General features: G+C 50.0%; 16 protein-coding genes. 8 read left to right on the plus strand and 8 right to left on the minus strand.

All coding sequences use genetic code 11. From position 1 onward, the window contains the following. Nucleotides 1–35: 35 nt before the first annotated feature. Genes CRO19_RS22685 through CRO19_RS22710 form a run of 6 tightly spaced genes read right to left on the minus strand, consistent with a single transcriptional unit; the run spans nt 36 to nt 4,878 of the window. Nucleotides 36–386 carry an L-rhamnose mutarotase gene (locus tag CRO19_RS22685; protein WP_097098088.1) on the minus strand — a complete coding sequence of 117 codons (351 nt, stop codon included), beginning with the start codon at nt 384–386 and terminating at the stop codon, nt 36–38. Further along, nucleotides 383–1,159: an L-fucose dehydrogenase gene (locus CRO19_RS22690; RefSeq protein WP_097098089.1), complete on the minus strand. Its 777-nt coding sequence runs from the start codon at nt 1,157–1,159 to the stop codon at nt 383–385. Before CRO19_RS22690 ends, CRO19_RS22685 begins: the two co-directional genes overlap by 4 nt. Continuing rightward, nucleotides 1,137–1,991: an amidohydrolase family protein gene (locus CRO19_RS22695; protein ID WP_097098090.1), complete on the minus strand. Its 855-nt coding sequence runs from the start codon at nt 1,989–1,991 to the stop codon at nt 1,137–1,139. Before CRO19_RS22695 ends, CRO19_RS22690 begins: the two co-directional genes overlap by 23 nt. 1 nt (nt 1,992) lies before the next feature. After that, complete coding sequence (locus CRO19_RS22700) at nt 1,993–3,279, minus strand: L-fuconate dehydratase (RefSeq protein WP_097098091.1); 1,287 nt, start codon at nt 3,277–3,279, stop codon at nt 1,993–1,995. Continuing rightward, entirely contained in the window at nt 3,276–4,124 is an 849-nt protein-coding gene (locus CRO19_RS22705) for a fumarylacetoacetate hydrolase family protein (RefSeq protein ID WP_097098092.1), read from the minus strand. The genes CRO19_RS22700 and CRO19_RS22705 overlap by 4 nt, the downstream gene beginning before the upstream one ends. Before the next feature lie 13 nt (nt 4,125–4,137). Then, the gene (locus CRO19_RS22710) at nt 4,138–4,878 is read right to left on the minus strand and encodes an SDR family oxidoreductase (protein ID WP_097098093.1); all 741 of its coding nucleotides are present in this window, start codon (nt 4,876–4,878) and stop codon (nt 4,138–4,140) included. Nucleotides 4,879–5,073: 195 nt separating this feature from the next. Here CRO19_RS22710 and CRO19_RS22715 point away from each other — a divergent pair, with 195 nt between their 5' ends. Continuing rightward, nucleotides 5,074–5,826, plus strand: a complete 753-nt coding sequence (locus CRO19_RS22715; protein ID WP_097098094.1) for a FadR/GntR family transcriptional regulator — start codon at nt 5,074–5,076, stop codon at nt 5,824–5,826. Nucleotides 5,827–6,151: 325 nt separating this feature from the next. Then, nucleotides 6,152–7,216, plus strand: coding sequence for a mechanosensitive ion channel family protein (locus tag CRO19_RS22720; RefSeq protein WP_097098095.1), 1,065 nt, complete (start codon nt 6,152–6,154; stop codon nt 7,214–7,216). 165 nt (nt 7,217–7,381) lie between these two features. Here the strand turns inward: CRO19_RS22720 and CRO19_RS22725 are convergent, their stop codons facing one another. After that, nucleotides 7,382–7,906, minus strand: a complete 525-nt coding sequence (locus CRO19_RS22725) for a phenolic acid decarboxylase (protein WP_097098096.1) — start codon at nt 7,904–7,906, stop codon at nt 7,382–7,384. Between the two features lie 484 nt (nt 7,907–8,390). Between CRO19_RS22725 and aspT the strand changes: the two genes are divergently transcribed. Beyond that, the gene (gene aspT, locus CRO19_RS22730) at nt 8,391–10,082 is read left to right on the plus strand and encodes an aspartate-alanine antiporter (protein ID WP_097098097.1); all 1,692 of its coding nucleotides are present in this window, start codon (nt 8,391–8,393) and stop codon (nt 10,080–10,082) included. Nucleotides 10,083–10,116: 34 nt separating this feature from the next. After that, nucleotides 10,117–11,724 carry a bifunctional aspartate transaminase/aspartate 4-decarboxylase gene (locus CRO19_RS22735; protein WP_097098098.1) on the plus strand — a complete coding sequence of 536 codons (1,608 nt, stop codon included), beginning with the start codon at nt 10,117–10,119 and terminating at the stop codon, nt 11,722–11,724. 137 nt (nt 11,725–11,861) lie between these two features. Here the strand turns inward: CRO19_RS22735 and CRO19_RS22740 are convergent, their stop codons facing one another. Continuing rightward, nucleotides 11,862–12,695, minus strand: coding sequence for a hypothetical protein (locus CRO19_RS22740; RefSeq protein WP_097098099.1), 834 nt, complete (start codon nt 12,693–12,695; stop codon nt 11,862–11,864). 384 nt (nt 12,696–13,079) lie between these two features. Between CRO19_RS22740 and CRO19_RS25955 the strand changes: the two genes are divergently transcribed. The 4 genes from CRO19_RS25955 to CRO19_RS22755 all read left to right on the plus strand — a co-directional run bounded on the left by CRO19_RS25955 (nt 13,080) and on the right by CRO19_RS22755 (nt 17,691). Next, nucleotides 13,080–13,589: a hypothetical protein gene (locus tag CRO19_RS25955; RefSeq protein ID WP_141400278.1), complete on the plus strand. Its 510-nt coding sequence runs from the start codon at nt 13,080–13,082 to the stop codon at nt 13,587–13,589. Nucleotides 13,590–13,817: 228 nt separating this feature from the next. Then, nucleotides 13,818–14,357 (plus strand): fimbrial protein, encoded by a 540-nt coding sequence (locus CRO19_RS22745; protein ID WP_097098100.1) that lies wholly within the window; start codon nt 13,818–13,820, stop codon nt 14,355–14,357. Between the two features lie 57 nt (nt 14,358–14,414). Further along, nucleotides 14,415–15,161, plus strand: coding sequence for a fimbria/pilus periplasmic chaperone (locus CRO19_RS22750; protein ID WP_097098101.1), 747 nt, complete (start codon nt 14,415–14,417; stop codon nt 15,159–15,161). Next, the gene (locus CRO19_RS22755) at nt 15,148–17,691 is read left to right on the plus strand and encodes a fimbrial outer membrane usher protein (RefSeq protein WP_097098102.1); all 2,544 of its coding nucleotides are present in this window, start codon (nt 15,148–15,150) and stop codon (nt 17,689–17,691) included. Before CRO19_RS22750 ends, CRO19_RS22755 begins: the two co-directional genes overlap by 14 nt. Nucleotides 17,692–17,693: the final 2 nt, after the last annotated feature.

The following is a 17,693-nucleotide window of genomic DNA, read 5'->3' on the forward strand; positions in this document are numbered from 1 at the left end:
GTTATATCCTCGTAGGGTACAGTCGGTAAGTGTTGTTATTGGTCCTGCAAAGAGAATATTCGCGCCATCGCCACCCATTTTTCCCCTTCTGGCGTCCAGGGCGTTGGCTGTTGAAACTGCCACATCAGCGCTTCCCAGCGCTGAATATGCGGATTTTGCTCAGCGGCCTGAGCAACATCCTGCGCGTTAAACCGTTCGTTCACCTCCATCACCATAAAAAGTCGGGTACCAAGGCGGTAAATCTCCATATTGATGACGCCGTGCTGGCGCAGATGCTGCGCCACTTCTGGCCAGATGCGTTGATGCAGGCGCTGGTATTCGGCAATTTTGTCCGCCTCGTCCACCAGATCCAGCGCCAGAGCGTAGCGTTCGGTTGCGCCGCTCATAACAGCGCCCGATCGAGATGCAGATAGCCGCCATCAACGCTCAGCCACTCGCCGGTAGTGTGTGAAGCGCGCGACGACAGCAAAAACACCACGGTGTTAGCGATCTCCTCTGGCGTGGTCATGCGCTGGCCGAGTGGAATCCGCTGGGTGATTTTCGCCAGTTCGCCCTGCGGATCGGCAAAAGTGCCGATCCAGCGTTCATACAGCGGCGTCATTACTTCGGCGGGCACCACGGCGTTGACCCGCACACCGCTGCTGCGCAGTGACACCGCCCACTCCCGCGTCAGTGCCAGAATCGCGCCTTTGGCCGCGCAGTAGCCGCTGGTGCCGCCCTGTCCGCTCAGTGCCGTTTTCGAAGCAATATTGACGATCGCACCGCCGCTGTTTTCCAGCGCGCGCTGGCAGAAATGCGTCATCTGGTAATAGTGGATGAGATTCTTTTCCAGCGAGGTGACAAAGGCGCTGCGCCCCGCTTCCAGCCCGACGCCATCGTTGACACCCGCGTTGTTCACCAGCCCATCGATGCGCCCAAACTGCTGCTGCACGGCCTCAACCGCACGCTGGCAGTTCTGCTCATCGCACAGATCGGCAAGCAGCACTTCGGTTTGCGGTTGCAGCGCGCGCAAGCCGGCCAGCCACATCTCATCGGGCTGTGCGTTGCTGACGATCACCGGAATGGCGCCCTCTTCCGCCAGCAGTCGTGAGATGGCGGCACCAATGCCCGATCCGCCGCCGGTGACAATAATCACTTTATCCTGCAAAAACAGATTCATGCTTCTCTCCTGTCAGGCTATATACCTGCGCCGCCGTGTTGCCCCAAATGGCGGCCTGTTCGTCGGTTGCAAGCTCAGCGATTGCGTCTTCAATCAGCTGCGCCACCGCGTGGTACTCCGCTGCCAGCAGGCAGACGGGCCAGTCTGAGCCAAACATCAGGCGCTGCGGACCGAAACGCGCCAGCGCCTCATCGATAAAGGGCCGCAGCTGCGCGCTGTGCCATTGGCCTTGCGGCGCCTCAGTCACCAGCCCCGATAATTTGCAGACCACGTGCGGCATTGCGGCCAGTTCCGCCACTTGTTCGCCCCACGCCTGCGCGCCGCGCGCAATATCCGGTTTGCCGAGGTGATCGAGCACCAGCCAGTGACGGTCGTGCTGTGCGGCAAACCGGGTAGCGTCCGCCAGATGCCGCCAGGTCAGCAGCATTTCCCACACGTAATCACGCTGCTGCAGCAGACGGATGCCGCTCGCCACACGCGGTTGCCGTAGCCATGCGGCGGGATCGCGTTCATCCTGCACCTGATGACGGAACCCTCGCAGCAGCGGATGCTGCAATGCTTCCAGCTGCGCCGTCAGGTGCGCGGCGCTGACGTCAATCCAGCCAACCACCTGCGTTGCCGCGTGCTGCTGCGCCCACTGCAACAGCTGCTGCGTCTCCGCCACGCACTGCCGCGCCTGAACGGCAATTGAGCCCTGCAGCTGCCGTTGCGCCAGCAGCGGCGCGAGGTCATCGGGTAAATAATCCTGTTGCAGGCGCGTCATGGATTCCGCGATCCACGGATAGTCCACCGCGTCATAGCGCCAGAAATGCTGATGAGCGTCGATTCGCACCTCAGCCTCCCTGCGCGCGATAGCGGTATTTCTCGCGCGAGGCGGGATACATCTCGATAGAGAAGCCGGGCGCACTAGGCGGCATATAGGCAGCGCCGCGCACTTCGCAAGGATGTAAGAAATGCTCGTGCAGATGATCGACATACTCGATGACCCGGCCTTGATGGCTGCCGGCTATGCAAACGAAGTCGATCATCGACAAGTGCTGGACGTATTCGCACAGTCCAACGCCGCCGGCATGCGGGCACACCGGCAACTGGTATTTCGCTGCCATTAACATTACCGCCAGTACTTCATTAACGCCGCCGAGGCGACAGGCATCGATCTGCACTACGTCAATCGCTTCACGCATAATCAGCTGCTTGAAGATGATGCGGTTCTGGCACATCTCACCGGTTGCCACCTTCACCGGCGCGACGCCCTGGCGGATTTTGCGATGCCCTTCGATATCATCCGGGCTGGTAGGTTCCTCGATAAACCACGGTCGCGCGAAGGCCAGCTGCTGCACCCACTCAATCGCGTCATTCACTTCCCACACCTGGTTGGCATCGATCATTAACTGGCGATCCGGTCCCAGCACTTCACGCGCAATGCGCACGCGGCGAATATCATCTTCGAGGTCACGTCCAACTTTCAGCTTGATGTGTGAGAATCCGGCATCGACTGCCTGCTGGCACAGGCGACGCAGTTTGTCGTCGTCGTAACCGAGCCAGCCTGCCGAGGTGGTGTAACAGGGATAACCGTGCTGCTCCAGCTCACGGATGCGCTGCGCTTTGCCAGCCTGCTGCGCCGTCAACAATGCCAGCGCTTCGTCCGGCGTGATGCAGTCAGTGAGGTAGCGGAAATCGATGCAGCGCACCAACTCCTGCGGTGACATATCAGCCACCAGCCGCCACAGCGGCTTCTCTTCCGATTTGGCCCACAGATCCCATACTGCGTTGACTACTGCGCCGGTCGCCAGATGAATCGCGCCTTTATCCGGGCCGATCCAGCGCAGCTGGCTATCACTGGTGATGTCGTGCCAGAACTGCCCCATATCGGCGGTGATTGACTCCAGCTGGCGACCAACAATCAGGTGCTCCAGCGCGCGTATTGCCGCACAGCAAATTTCATTACCGCGTCCAATGGTAAAAGTCAGACCATGTCCGCTGATCGCCGCGTTATCCGTCTCGATGATGACGTAAGCGGCAGAATAATCCGGGTCCGGATTCATCGCATCCGAACCGTCGAGCTGTTCGGAGGTAGGAAAGCGGATGTCTTCGACGCGCAATGCGGTAAGTCTGGTCATTGTTCGCTGCCCTCGGTGAGTTGACGCTGCTCGCCAAGCCCGGCGATGCCTAACCGGATGACCTGCCCCGGACGCAGATAAACCGGTGGTTTTTGTCCCATCCCCACGCCTGGCGGTGTGCCGGTTGAGATGATGTCGCCCGGCTGCAAACTCATAAACCGACTGAGATAGCTAACGATCTGCGCAACCGTGAAGATCATGGTGCGGGTGTTGCCGTTCTGATAGCGCCTGCCGTCCACCTCCAGCCACAAATTAAGCTGCTGCGGATCGGCGATTTCATCAGCAGTCACCAGCCACGGGCCGATCGGACCAAAGGTGTCGCAGCCTTTGCCTTTGTCCCATGTGCCGCCGCGTTCAATCTGATATTCACGTTCAGAAACGTCGTTGACCACGCAGTAGCCTGCGACATGCGACAGCGCATCCGCTTCGGCGATATAGCTACCGCCTTTACCGATTACTACGCCCAGCTCGACTTCCCAGTCGGTTTTCACCGAACCGCGAGGAATGCGCACCGTATCGTTTGGTCCCACCACGGCGCTGGTCCATTTGCTAAACACCACCGGTTCTTGCGGGATGTCAGCACCGGTTTCGGCGGCGTGATCGGCATAGTTCAGGCCAATACAGATAAATTTGCCAATACGCCCGACGCAGGCACCAATGCGCGGTTGGCCGCTGATTTTAGGCAGTTCACTGAGCGGCAGCTGACGCAGCCTTTCCAGTTCGGCAGGTAGCAGCGCATCGCCAGCGATGTCATCGACAAAGTGCGACAAATCGCGCAGTTCACCCTGTTGGTCCAGCATTGCCGGACGCTCTTTTCCCGGCTCGCCCACTCGTAATAATTTCATGACTGCACTCCTGTTAGTTGCTCCAGCCGCCATCAATAATCTGTGCGGTGCCGGTGATATAAGCGCTGGCATCGGAGGCCAGATAGGCCGCCAGATAAGCGATCTCCTCTGTGGTGCCGATACGGCCAATCGGCTGACGCGCGACAAAGGCGTCATACACTTCCGCCTCCGTGCGGCCTTCCGCCTGTGCCTGCGCGGCGATGCGCTGGCGTAGCGAAGGCGAATCGACCGTGCCGGGGCAGATGGCGTTGCAGCGAATCCCTTCACCGATGTAATCCGCCGCTACCGAGCGTGTCAGGCCAATCACTGCCGCTTTGGTCGCGCTGTAGGCAAAGCGATTGACTACGCCTTTTACGCTGGATGCCACCGATGACATGTTAATGATCGAGCCCTGCTGCTGTTGCAGCATCCCCGGCAGAAAGGCCTGAATCATGTGAAACATCGCCGTGACGTTGAGGTCGAGCGCGAACTGCCACTCCTTTTCGCTGCACGCCAGCAGGCTGCCGCTGTGTACAACACCTGCACAGTTGAACAGCACATCGAGCGTGCCGAGCTCCTGCGCCGCTGCGCGAATTGCCTGGCGATCGGTCACATCCAGCTGATAAGCGCGGATACCTTGCAGATCCTGCAGCGCGGCAAGGTTGATATCGCTGGCAATAACCTTTGCGCCCTGCTGCGCAAAATAACGCGCGCTGGCCAGGCCGATGCCTTGCCCGGCGGCGGTGATTAACACGCGTTTTCCGGATAAATTCATTGCATTTCCTCTGGTCCAAAGATCTAATGGTCAGGCCATTAAAAGTGAGTTTTGCCCTTCCGGGTTAGCAAAATAACGCTGGCAACTTTTTCGCTGACGCATTACGTTTTATTGACAATTGCGTAACATTGACAAGTGTGCTGATGATTATTTGTGCATCCGATCACTTAATTTATGTAGACAGGTAGCAGTGCGATGCCGATAAAAAAGATGGAAAACCCCAGGCTTTACAGACAAATAGCTGACCAGCTGATCAAACTTATCGATAACAATGAATTTCCTCCCGGCAGCCGTCTGCCAGCGGAGCGCGAGCTGGCAGAGCAGCTACAAGTTAGTCGCGCATCGGTGCGTGAAGCGCTAATCGCTCTGGAAGTGATTGGCTTGGTAGATGTGAAAGTGGGCAATGGCGTGATTGTGAAAGCACGTTCCACTACGCAGGAACCGGTGATGATGCAAGCCGGGCGCGATCAGTGGAAGGAACCCGACGATGAACTGGGGATAAAGCTGGATTTCTCCACCGAACTGCCGCCTTTCTCGCTGCTGCAGGCGCGCCGCCTGATTGAGCCAGAGGCCGCTGCGCTTGCCGCCGTGCATGCCAGCGATCAGGAGCTGGCCCTCATCCGCGCAGCGTATCGGCAAAACTGTGAAGATAACCGTGCGCAGTCGCGCACCCATCCCGGCGACCGTTTATTCCACATTCGCATCGCCCAGGCGAGTGGCAATCCCGCCTACGGCTTTATCATCGGCCATCTGCTCGGTCATCGCTATGGCAGTATGTTCCGCATGTTGCAGGCGCACTACACGCCGAGCGATATGCCGCTCGTCTCAGAAACGGAGCATATGGAGATTCTCTCGGCGCTAGAAAAACGGGATGCTAAAGCAGCCAGAGCCGCGATGAAGAAGCATATTGACCGGGTAATTGCCACATTTGAGCGTGTGCAGGAGTAAAACTGTTTGCGGTAGAAAGCGTTGGGTCAGGGTTTTATGTAAATGACCTCGCGTTGTGCTTGCGGCCACTTTAAGAGTGGTCCTACTAGCCCGAGAATAAAAGAAGCCGTCATCATATATTTCAGTGAGTTGCGCTAGCATCCCCCTTAGAAAACCGTCATTGTGCGCGGTTTTTTTACCTGTCGGGGAAGTCGGATGTTTAAATTCTTCCTAAACTAACGTGCGTTAAACATGTCATTCGCAGATAACCGGAAAGACAACGGTTACTGAATTTTTATGAATTACCTGACAGCTAAAGGTTGTTGGCTGAATATAAGGGAAAAGAATGCCACTAATATTTGGTGAGTTATCTGGTGCTCCAGTATGGGTGCCTGCTGTATTGCTCGTCACGCTCTCGCTCGCTCTGGGTTTTCTGGCGCGGTTTATACTTCTCAGGTTTATCCGCTACTGGCAGAGCCGTGACAGAAAGCTATTCAAATCACTCGAAAAACATCTGAGCGGATCGCTGTTTCTCTTCATTCCCTTGCTGTTAATCAATGTCGGGGTTAATTATATTAACATTCACCCAGACTCCCTTGCCTTTATTACGACCACGACCAACATTTTTATTATATTATCATTTTGCTCCATTTTAATCCGGTTGACTAATGTCGCGCAGGATATGCTCTTTATACGCTATGACATTAACCTTTCAAACAATCTCCGCGCGCGAAAAATTCGCACTCAAATAATCTATGTTAAAAAAGTCGCTATAGTATTACTGGTATCATTCTGTCTTACTCTGATCCTACTTAGTTTTCCGGGGGTGCGTAAATTCGGCACGACTATCCTTGCGGGCGCCGGCGTTGCCGGGATAATCATTGGCTTTGCTCTTCAGAAGTCGCTGGTCAATTTATTTGCCGGAATTCAGATAGCGTTTACGCAACCGATAAAAATTGACGACGCGGTGGTGGTTGAAAATGAATGGGGTTGGATTGAGGAGATCAACCTGACTTATGTTGTGGTGCGTATCTGGGATCTGCGCCGCCTGGTGTTGCCTATTACCTACTTTACAGAAAATGCCTTCCAGAACTGGACGCGTAATAATGCACAAATATTAGGATCTGTTTTTCTTTATGTGGATTATTCCATGCCGTTAGATCCCCTGCGCAAACATTTTGAAAAAGTACTCAGTGAAACAAAACTTTGGGATCAACAGACACAGGTGCTTCAGGTTACCGATACCAATGATAAAACCATGACGATAAGATTACTGATGACGGCACAAAACTCCCCCACGGCCTGGGATTTGCGCTGCCTCGTCCGGGAAAAAATGATTGAGTTTATACAACAAAATTATCCTGAGTGTCTGCCTCATGTTCGCGCAACATTGAGCGATTCCGGTGTTTAACCGCCTGAAAATCCGCTAGATATCGTTTTCGTGAGACTAACGATAAGTGGTATAAGCCGTTAACGCATTCTCAACCGGACAGCCTCTGGCATTACTGCTTAATGCCAGAGGCTGTCCGTTCATTTAATACCTTCGGCACAAACACCTTTATAAAGCAAGCACCGCTTATTTCCCTTCGAAGAAATCACTCGGAAGTTGACCTGGAGGCATATTAATAACAGCATCATTATCAGGCCCTTCATTTTTCATATAGGTGACTTTAGCAAATTCCGGAATAATCACATAAGGGTAAGCCGGACCTTCATCGCGAAAACGATGCATATCTTCAATAAATTCGTTTTGATAACAAATCGTTTTTTCAGGGTGCTGTCCTTCACCGGCAATCCATTGAGGGAAGAAAATAGTACCATGAATAAGTTTTCTTTCGAGATCAAATAATAGGCTTACACAGGTTCCTGTCGGTTCGTGCCAGTCTACTTTATAAATACCTGGGGCGAACTGTACGGCATTCATCTTTTGCTGGGTTACCCATCGGCCACCTACCATTCCCTGGTGGATACGATAATCACACGTTGTGTCGTTGCGCGCATACCACTCATATTTCCATCCATTATCGTAGGTGTAGACAAAATGCGTTCCAACAAAGGCGGATAAATCTTTTGAGATATCGTTTAACGATTCCACGGACATAACTACCTCATATTTCACTGTGTTGTGAGTAAGTTGATGAAACGTCCTCTTGACGAGTTGCCGCATCATTCTTGTATAGAGATATTTATAATATGGAACACTTCAGGTTTTTTCCAATGTTCTGCATTTGAAAATACCTGGATTACCTTTTTTTTCACGGTAGTCGATAGCAGAGATATTTGCAACACGGCTATTTAACCGGATAAATCATATGACAATAAAAAGTCAGCATAAGGTAATAAAATGTAAATAAAAACGGAGCGTGAGAGAATTATTTCTCTCAGATTTTTACTGATAGTTAAACGACTTATCGCACGTTAATTCTTTTTTAGGAAGTATTTTAGTTATCAAGTTTGCCAAAGTGAAATCTAAAGCTAACCTATTTAAGGTGTTACATATTGACGTTTCTTTACCACTGATAAACCACTCAGCGGGCGGATAAATATGCCCGAATTTCAAGAACCGAACTGCAGGATATTCTTCTATGAATTTGATTCAAGAAGTTTTTCGTCTGTCACCGGAACTGGCGCTTTTCCTTTCTCTCGCGATAGGCACATGGATTGGCAAATTTAAACTGGGTGCATTTCAACTTGGCGGCGTTGCAGGCGCTTTGCTTATCGCCGTGCTGATAAGCCAGGTAGGAATTACCATTGACAGTGGAATCAAAAACGTTCTTTTTGCCGTGTTTATTTACGCTGTGGGCTTTGAAAGTGGACCAAAGTTCTTCTCCTCATTAGGTCGACGAACATTGCGTGAAATTGCTCTGGCGTTAGTTCTGGTCATATCATCCTTAGCCACCCTGGTCGTGATGGCCAAACTCTTCGCGCTGGACAAAGGCATTGCGGCAGGCATTGCGGCAGGGGCGCTGACACAATCAGCCATCATCGGTACGGCCAGTGCCGCCATCGCTAAACTGAATTTAGATCCCGCACAACTTCAGCAGATGCAAGGCAATGTGGCGGTGGGATACGCGGTCACCTACATCTTCGGCTCGCTGGGCGCCATCATCATCTGCGTTAACATTCTGCCGAAAATAATGGGCCGATCCATTCGCGAGGACGCGATAAAAGCCGAACAGGAAATGATGCACGGCGCAACCATTCTGGCGCCTGGTCAGGTCCCTGCACTCCCCGAGCTGGTGGGAAGGGTATTCCGGGTGGGACCGGCCGCAGGCAAGAGCGTGGCGGAGGTTGAAGCGTTGGCCCAATCAAATTTTCCTGTCACGCTCGAACGCATTAAACGTGACGATAAAGTCATTGCTGTCACGCCTGACATGGTGCTCAACGAGAACGATATCCTGTTATTGGTGGGTCGACGCAAAGGGATCGTTGCACTTGCTCCCTCGCTAGGCACAGAGCTGGATGCGGAGGATGGGCCGGAGATGACGATGAAAACCTCCGAAGTCTTACTAACCAACCCCGCGCTGATGGGAAAAAGGGTGGATGAACTGCGCAAACAGATTTCGGGCGACGTCCGGCACGGTATTTATGTCACCGCACTTAAACGGGGTGATGTGGTGTTGCCCTTCAAAGATGATGCTGTCATTGAGCGTAATGACGTAGTAACGCTGTACGGTAGCGAACAGGACATTCAGCGTGCGGTGACGCTAGCCGGTCCGGTGTTGCTGAAAAGTCCAAAAACAGATCTGATGTTTCACGGTTTTGGCCTGACCTTTGGCCTGTTGCTGGGATTGCTGGTGTTGCGTGTTGGTTCAGTACCTTTAACGCTGGGCAGCGGCGGCGGAGCGCTACTGTCCGGCCTGCTGTTTGGCTGGTATCAGGCACGAAAACCACTAATGGGAAATATGCCTTTGCCCGCATCGGGTTTGCTGCGTGATTTAGGGCTGGCGGGGTTTGTTGCGGTGGTGGGCTTACAGTCGGGCCTGCAAGCCGTCGAGACCGTGCGAAATAACGGCATCTCTATTTTCCTGATCGGCATTGTCGTGACTGTCCTCCCCCTAATGATCACGTTATTTATTGGTCGCTATTTGTTGCGCTATGACAATACGGCGATTTTTGCCGGGGCTTTGTCTGGCACGCGAAGTGCGAATCCCGCTTTTGGTGAAATTCTCGATAAGGCGGGCAATGCCATTCCTACCGCCCCCTTTGCCGTGACATACGGGTTGGCAAATGTGTTTCTCACCCTGCTTGGCCCGCTTATCGTCGCGCTGGTATGACAATGAAATGCTTCCTGATCTGGAGAGATTTACCATGTCTAACCCTTACGAAAAATATGCTTCACTCAGTCCCTTCGAACTCAAAGACGCCCTGATACAACTCGCCTCCGGTAAACCCGACCGCATGATGCTTAATGCAGGTAGAGGCAATCCTAACTTCATCGCGACCTTGCCCCGCCGTGCTTTCTGGCGTCTTGGATTATTTGCCACAGAAGAGGCGGAGCGATCCTTCTCTTATTTGCCGCATGGCATTGGAGGTATACCGCGCATTGAAGGTATTGAGGCACGTTTCGACGCATTTCTTTCTCGCGGCCATGAGCAACCAGGCGTTGCATTTTTGTCGAGGGCCGTAAGCTATGTCCGTGATCAGCTGGGGCTTTCCGCTTCCGATTTTTTACATGAGATGGTGGAAGGTATTCTGGGCTGCAATTATCCGGTTCCACCACGTATGTTGTCGCTTAGTGAAAAAATCACCCGCGAGTATATCGTCAAAGAAATGGTTGGCGGCCTGATTTCGGCTGAGGACGTTGAACTGTTTGCGGTGGAAGGAGGTACGGCCGCGATGACCTACCTTTTTAATACTCTTCGCACAAATGGTTTGGTTACCGCAGGTGATAAAGTCGCAATGGGCGCGCCCATTTTTACCCCTTATATTGAAATACCGCATTTGGAGGATTACCGGCTTGAAAGCGTGATGATTAATGCGTCGCCGGAAGATAACTGGCAATATCCCGATGAAGAGTTAGAGAAACTGCTCGACCCGGCTATTAAAATCTTCTTCTGCGTCAATCCAAGCAATCCTGCCTCAGTGAAAATGGATCAACGCACCCTGGATAAAATGGCGAGAATTGTTGAGCAGCGTCCCGATTTAATCATTCTCACGGATGATGTGTACGGTACCTTTGCGAATAACTTTAAATCATTGTTTGCTACCTGCCCGCAGAACACCATTTTAGTCTATTCATTCTCAAAATATTTCGGTGCAACGGGTTGGCGTTTGGGGGTGATCGCCACCCACCAGAACAATATTCTGGATGACAAACTGAGAAATATTAGCGATGCAGAACATCATCGTCTGCAGCAGCGCTATGGTTCCCTTACGCCAGACGTTCCCGCTTTACGATTTCTTGACCGGGTTGTGGCGGATAGCCGAAGCGTAGCCCTCAATCACACTGCCGGCTTATCGACTCCGCAACAAGTGCAGATGGTATTGTTCAGTCTATTCGCTCTGATGGATGGGGAGGACGGTTATAAAGCCGCTGTATCGGAAGTGATCCGCCGCCGTCAGGCCGTGCTCTACCGTGAGCTGGGAATAACGCATATTGATACCGAAGAGGCTGTAGATTACTACACGCTGTTGGATTTAGAGGCAATATCTCGTCAGGTTTACGGCGATGACTTTGCCGATTGGGTAAATAAAACCCTCAACCCAACCGACTTGCTTTTCCACATTGCAGAAGAGACCGGCATCGTCATGCTTCCAGGTACCGGATTTGGTAGCCTTAAACCTGCAGGACGTATATCTCTGGCTAATTTGAATGAATATGAGTACGCCGCAATCGGTAAGTCATTAAGAAAGATGATGGAGCAGTATTTTGAAAAGTATCATTCTGCACTGCAAGGGAAAGATAAAAACGCTTAGACCAAGTACAACATAAGATAAGTTGTAAGGCGATAACAATCAGGGCTGTGTTGCAGCCCTGATTAACGTAATCATCGGTTTCTGGCTTAGTGTCCTATCTTTGGAAAAAATAAATACTTACGCCAAATTCACAAATTTCACTCACTTTGCAGACCATATTGGACAAAAGCAAAATAATAAGACATATAAGTGTAAAACATCTTTTTAAACCTATCGAGTATTTCAACCTCACCGCTTTTCGGATCATAATTTATCATATTATTCTTTTCTGCTTCGATGAAAATATTTCTCAGATGAGAACGTGAGACGCTGCACTCCCGTGAGATGCGCGTTAGCGCGCCCTCCTTGCAATCTTCTCTTTTAGGCTTATTGCCAATATTGAATAAATTCAGCATGACCATATGCCCTGAATCCTTGTCGATAAAAAGATGAGCGTCAGGAACTAAATTTATAATAAAAAAGCCTGCTTTATAGATTTCCGAATACCGTGAAAAATATTGCGCAATATTATCAAGTGAAATGTGATGAGAGCGCTTCTTTCCGCTCAGGATATCAAGAGCACTTGTCATTGTGTTAATTAGACTTATTGAATCATTTGCGCCTTTTTCAGTCAAAAAATAACGCATTTTTCTTTTATCCTTCTTGCTCACTTTCATTTTAATTCTGCCACTAACACTCATCAAAGTAAGGAGACTTGAAATGGTATTGGCGCTGACAAGACCAAACTTCAGACATTCGGCCTTTACATCGGAGAAGCAAGCTTCTTCGTTAATGTAAAACTGTGAAGCCGTTACCGTCGCAACCAGAAAGCGGTTATTCTTAAAGATAAATTTATAGAAATGGCTTTTGCGTTTGAACTCTTCCGTTATCATTTCGCTATGTTTGTGAATTGCTGCATTAAGCAAAGGGTTTGCTGCATTGTCTAAATATAACTTATTAAGTGCCTCAAAAACTCTAATTTTATTTTCCATGGTTACTCGCTGCAGAAGAACTTCTATGGCGTCATGCCTGAATAAAGTCCTGTTAGTAAATATAATATTATGCGAACAGCCGCCTCTTTTTTGACTATAGAGCGACATGTGAACTCTCGCAACCTAATATAAATAAAAAAGTCAATATACACTTAGCTAAACATGGTGTTAAAGATTGGGTAGAAATGTTGTCATTTAGATGCGCTGATTTTTATGTAGAATTATGGACATGCCGTGAATGCGAGCAAACTAATCTAAATGGGTAGTAACATCGCGCTATTATCATGGTCCATGGGAAGGAGCATCTGCTCACTTAGCAGACGTTGAATTCAACGTTGCTTTTTATTCTTGAGATCGAAATATATCAGGGACGCCAGAATAATCATGAATATCAAAACATTCCCAGAACAGGACCATTACTTTAATGTGGGGTTAAGACATTTTATTGCAACCTTTAAGCCAAGCCTGCCCGCGCCTGCCAGATATTGCCATTTTGTAAAGCTGGATGTGCACTCATTAGTGCATGTGGTGAATGGCACCGGCGAGTTTACACTTCCTCAGGGAAATGTGGTTTTAGTGAGTTCATCACGATGTATGCCACTGGCAAAATTTCTTGAAAATACAAACAGTGGAAGGATACGTATTCTTGATATTACTGCGTTAAGTAAATACCCGTGGCCCAATTTAAAAACGCCGGTTAATGTTTATAAAAACAGCCCGAGCATTACGGCTGGAGAATATAAAGCGCTTCAGTTAAGTCTACAGTGTGATGCTTTACAATACCTGGAGGGTGCAAAGCGGAAAACTTATTACTCTCAACGAGACAATGCGCTGAGAAAACTGAATGTTAAAAAAGCATCGAGCCTTTTACTGTGGCAGGAAAGTTATGGCTGATTGACTCACTTTTTGCAGTGATTAAGGCAGCGAAATTAATTCATGCCAGAAGTCTTCTCATGAACTTTCACACTTTTCACAGGGAGGATGACGCCAAATTTTTCAAAAAACTCTAGCCGATCATTCTGCCTAATGATATCAGCATCCACTGTATCGTTTATATAAATTAAAATCTGGTGACACGTTAATCAAGATACACTTCTATAACTTTGTAAAAAGGATGACACAATGCATGCGCAAAATAAACTATTAGTCCGGTTACTAAGCGGTTTACTCTTTTCATCATCGGCGATTGCCGCATCGGAGAATACAATTAACTTTCAGGGCGAAGTGTCTGATGAAACCTGTTCGATTGCGGTAAATGGAAATGCGGCCTCGCCTGTCGTTCTAATGCCAACCGTCAGTAAATCAGAACTGGCGAAAAGCGGCGATACAGCAGGCCAGACTTCATTCACCGTAGGTCTATCCGGCTGTACCGGCAGCTCAACGACGTCAACAAAAGTCTCTACGGTATTTGTGGGAAATAACGTCACGGCTAATGGCAACCTTACCAATACCGGCAGCGCGACCAATGTGGAAGTTCAATTAGTCGACAGCAAAGACGCTGTAATCAATTTAACCGGTGGCTATACCGGTGATGGCGACCTTACGTTGGCAGCCGATGAAACGGAAGCTTCAGCAAATTATATTGCGCAATATTATGCAACCAGTGCCGCAACCGCCGGTACGGTTGAGTCATCAATGCAATATGCCGTCACCTATCAGTAGTTAAAGTATGAGAGTCCATTGAAATGGGCTCTCAGTTAATGCAATGAGAACGTTGGTATGTCTTTACACACGCTTTTTTCATCTTTATTTCTGATAGTGATATTGACGTCTGCGAATGCCACGGCGAGTGTTACGTTATTGGGGAGCCGTATTATCTATCCATCTTCCGCTCACTCAATTGATATTCAGTTTAAAAATGACGATAACATTCCGTATGTCATTCAGTCATGGTTTGATGAAGGTGATATTGACGCTCAGCCACAGCAAATCAATAACGTCCCTTTTATTATTACACCGCCGGTGTTTCGCATTCAGCCCAAGGCTGGGCAAGTATCACGCATTATGTTCAACCAAACAACAGCTCTGCCACAGGATAGAGAAACGCTTTATTGGTTCAACATGCTGCAAATCCCCCCCAGCAATCTAACGTCTGATTCAGCGAAAAATGCAATGACGGTAATGCTGAGAAATAGAGTGAAGATTTTTTATCGTCCAACCGCCATTGGCGAACCAAAAAATATTCTAAAAGGATTAACTGTTCATGATGTCTATGATGCCGTTAAAGGGAATGGCATAACAATAGATAATGCTCAGCCTTGGTATGCCTCGATAGTCGCTGTTTCTGTACGCATATCCACCGAAAAATACTCTTGCACACCTGAAATGATAGCCCCCTTCGCCAGACAAACATGTTGGTTTCACAAAAATAATAAACGCTTACAAGGTGTGGGTGCGGTGAATATCGATGCGATTAACGATCAGGGGGCAAGAATAAGTGAAAGCTATACAATTGACGCGCAGTGAATTGCGGCTGTACTTATTCTTTTTCGGCGTATCGGGCTGCTTGTCTCATCCTGCACATGCTGATGAATACTATTTTGATCCCTCGCTGTTCAAAGGCTCATCCTTTGGTCAAAACATTGATCAATTCAATCGTAGTGACGTGCCAGCGGGGCAATATCTTGTTGATGTCTATTTGAACAATAAATTAATTGTTTCCAGCGAAGAGATCACGTTTATCTCCTCAGAAGCAGATAAACGCGCTGAGCCCTGCTTGTCGAAGTCACTTATTGATACGCTACATATAAAATCTGCCCTGACATCGCCCTTATCCCGCACCTGCTATCCGCTTGCATCATGGACGTCCTTTGGAAACTGGGAGTTTGACGCCGCGGCGTTGCGTCTAAATATTACGCTGCCCATGACTGCACTTAATCGTAAACCCAGAGGCTACGTCCCAGTGTCTGAATGGGATCAAGGTATGACAGCTCTGTTTCTGCGTCATAACACCAACTATACCTGGACGGAAAACAGTGGTGCGGATTATCGCTACCAATATTTATGGAGTGGCATTACTGCGGGTAGTAATATCGCGAACTGGCAACTACGCCACCAAAGTAATTTACGCTATCTGAGCAGCAGCACCGGTGGCAGTAGCTATCGCTATAATAGCGTTAGAACCTGGGTGCAACGTCCGTTAGAAAAATTAAACAGCTTAATTGCTATCGGTGATAGCTACACCGACAGCAATCTGTTTGGCAGCCTGCCCTTTAACGGTATCAAGTTAACCACGGATGAACGTATGTGGCCGCAAGGCAGGCGAGGCTATGCACCCGAAATTCACGGTATTGCTTCATCGAACGCACGCGTAGTGGTGAAGCAGTTAAATAAAGTGGTTTATGAAACTGTGGTGCCGCCAGGCCCCTTTGTCATTGATGATTTGTTTAACACGCGCAGCCAGGGAGATTTTGAGGTAACGGTGATTGAGGCAAACGGTAAGATGGCGACATTCACCGTTCCTTATGCCTCCGTTCCAGATTCTGTCAGACCGGGTAACTGGCATTATTCCTTAGCCATGGGACGCGTGCGCCAATATTACTCGGTGAACAACGGCTTTTTGGAAGGCGTTTTACAACATGGCATGAGCAACAGCATAACAGCGACGGCAGGTTCCAGGCTGGCGCAAGGTTATCAGGCCTGGTTACTGGGTGGGGTGTGGGCGACACAATGGGGTGCTTTAGGCATGAACACCACCTTCTCCCAAGCCAAAGTGGAGGAAAATCACCCTACTTCGGGCTGGCGCGCCGAATTAAGCTATAGCAAAACCTTTCACACTGGTACGAATCTGGTGTTAGCTGCCTATCGCTACTCCACCAGTGGCTTTCGCGATCTACAGGATGTACTTGGCGTACGACGCCAGGCCAAAAATGGAATTCATTACGACTCTGATACGCTTAATCAACGAAATCGACTGTCGGCAACCCTAAGCCAATCTTTGGATGCGTATGGCTTGCTCAGTCTCAGTGCCAGTAGTTCAGACTATTACAACAATCAGTCGCGTATCACTCAGCTACAACTCGGCTATACCACCAGCTGGAAAACCATCAGTTTTGGAGTGAATGTGGCGCGCCAACGCACGTACTGGAACAGCGGACGTCACATCATCAGTGTGAATGATAATGCAGACGCTTCACGCCAGCAGAAATATACCGAAAACACCGTTTCGTTAAATATCTCTCTACCGCTGGATTGGGGATCGGGCCTCTCTTCGGTGGCCTACAACTATAACCAGTCAAAAACCAGCCGCTCTTCCACCGTTTCACTTACCGGATCGGCTGGTGAGCAGCGAGACCTATCCTATTCGATGTATGGCGGTACCGATCGTTACCACAACGATTCAACGGGCGAGGCCAGCTCCTTCGGTGGTAATTTGCAGCAAAATACCCGAGTAGGGGCATTCCGCGCCAGTTATGGTCAAGGTAATGATTACCGCCAGCTCGGACTGGGTACTTCCGGTACGCTGCTTTTGCATCGCGGTGGACTGACGGCCGGTCCGTATACCAGCGACACCTTTGCTTTGATTCATGCCGACGGTGCGCAAGGTGCAGTTGTGCAGAACGGTCAGGGTGCGGTGATCGATAGCCATGGTTATGCCTTGCTGCCGTCGCTTACCCCATATCGTGAAAATACCGTCACCCTCGATAGCAAAAACATGCGTGCGGATGCCGAGTTAAGCGGGGGAAGTCAGCGCGTAGTACCTTATGCAGGTGCGGTGAGTCAGGTGAAATTTTCCACGCTGCGCGGCAACGCGGTATTGATCTCACTCAATGAGGGCATTACGCCACCTATGGGGGCTGACGTTCGCGACAGCGAAGGCACATTAATTGGCGTCGTTGGCCAGGGAAGCCAGCTCTACGCCCGCGTGCCGCATACCTCAGGCAGCCTGAAAGTTAGTTGGAATGGCAATACGAACCACTGCTTAGTGAATTATCAAATCCCCGGTCATGTGCATCAGGCGCTTATTCATCTCGACGGGACATGTAGGAAATCATAAAC

The sequence above is a fragment of the Candidatus Pantoea floridensis genome, assembly GCF_900215435.1.
GTDB classification, from domain to species: Bacteria; Pseudomonadota; Gammaproteobacteria; order Enterobacterales; family Enterobacteriaceae; genus Pantoea; species Pantoea floridensis.

Bases quoted from the DNA above. Each gene is read 5' to 3' on its own strand.
- CRO19_RS22750 (WP_097098101.1), top strand. From the start codon at position 14,415: ATGTCTTTACACACGCTTTTTTCATCTTTATTTCTGATAGTGATATTG.
- CRO19_RS22690 (WP_097098089.1), bottom strand. From the start codon at position 1,159: ATGAATCTGTTTTTGCAGGATAAAGTGATTATTGTCACCGGCGGCGGA.
- CRO19_RS22710 (WP_097098093.1), bottom strand. From the start codon at position 4,878: ATGAATTTATCCGGAAAACGCGTGTTAATCACCGCCGCCGGGCAAGGC.
- CRO19_RS22720 (WP_097098095.1), top strand. From the start codon at position 6,152: ATGCCACTAATATTTGGTGAGTTATCTGGTGCTCCAGTATGGGTGCCT.
- CRO19_RS22735 (WP_097098098.1), top strand. From the start codon at position 10,117: ATGTCTAACCCTTACGAAAAATATGCTTCACTCAGTCCCTTCGAACTC.
- aspT (WP_097098097.1), top strand. From the start codon at position 8,391: ATGAATTTGATTCAAGAAGTTTTTCGTCTGTCACCGGAACTGGCGCTT.
- CRO19_RS22685 (WP_097098088.1), bottom strand. From the start codon at position 386: ATGAGCGGCGCAACCGAACGCTACGCTCTGGCGCTGGATCTGGTGGAC.
- CRO19_RS22715 (WP_097098094.1), top strand. From the start codon at position 5,074: ATGCCGATAAAAAAGATGGAAAACCCCAGGCTTTACAGACAAATAGCT.
- CRO19_RS22700 (WP_097098091.1), bottom strand. From the start codon at position 3,279: ATGACCAGACTTACCGCATTGCGCGTCGAAGACATCCGCTTTCCTACC.
- CRO19_RS22725 (WP_097098096.1), bottom strand. From the start codon at position 7,906: ATGTCCGTGGAATCGTTAAACGATATCTCAAAAGATTTATCCGCCTTT.
- CRO19_RS25955 (WP_141400278.1), top strand. From the start codon at position 13,080: ATGAATATCAAAACATTCCCAGAACAGGACCATTACTTTAATGTGGGG.
- CRO19_RS22740 (WP_097098099.1), bottom strand. From the start codon at position 12,695: ATGGAAAATAAAATTAGAGTTTTTGAGGCACTTAATAAGTTATATTTA.
- CRO19_RS22705 (WP_097098092.1), bottom strand. From the start codon at position 4,124: ATGAAATTATTACGAGTGGGCGAGCCGGGAAAAGAGCGTCCGGCAATG.
- CRO19_RS22745 (WP_097098100.1), top strand. From the start codon at position 13,818: ATGCATGCGCAAAATAAACTATTAGTCCGGTTACTAAGCGGTTTACTC.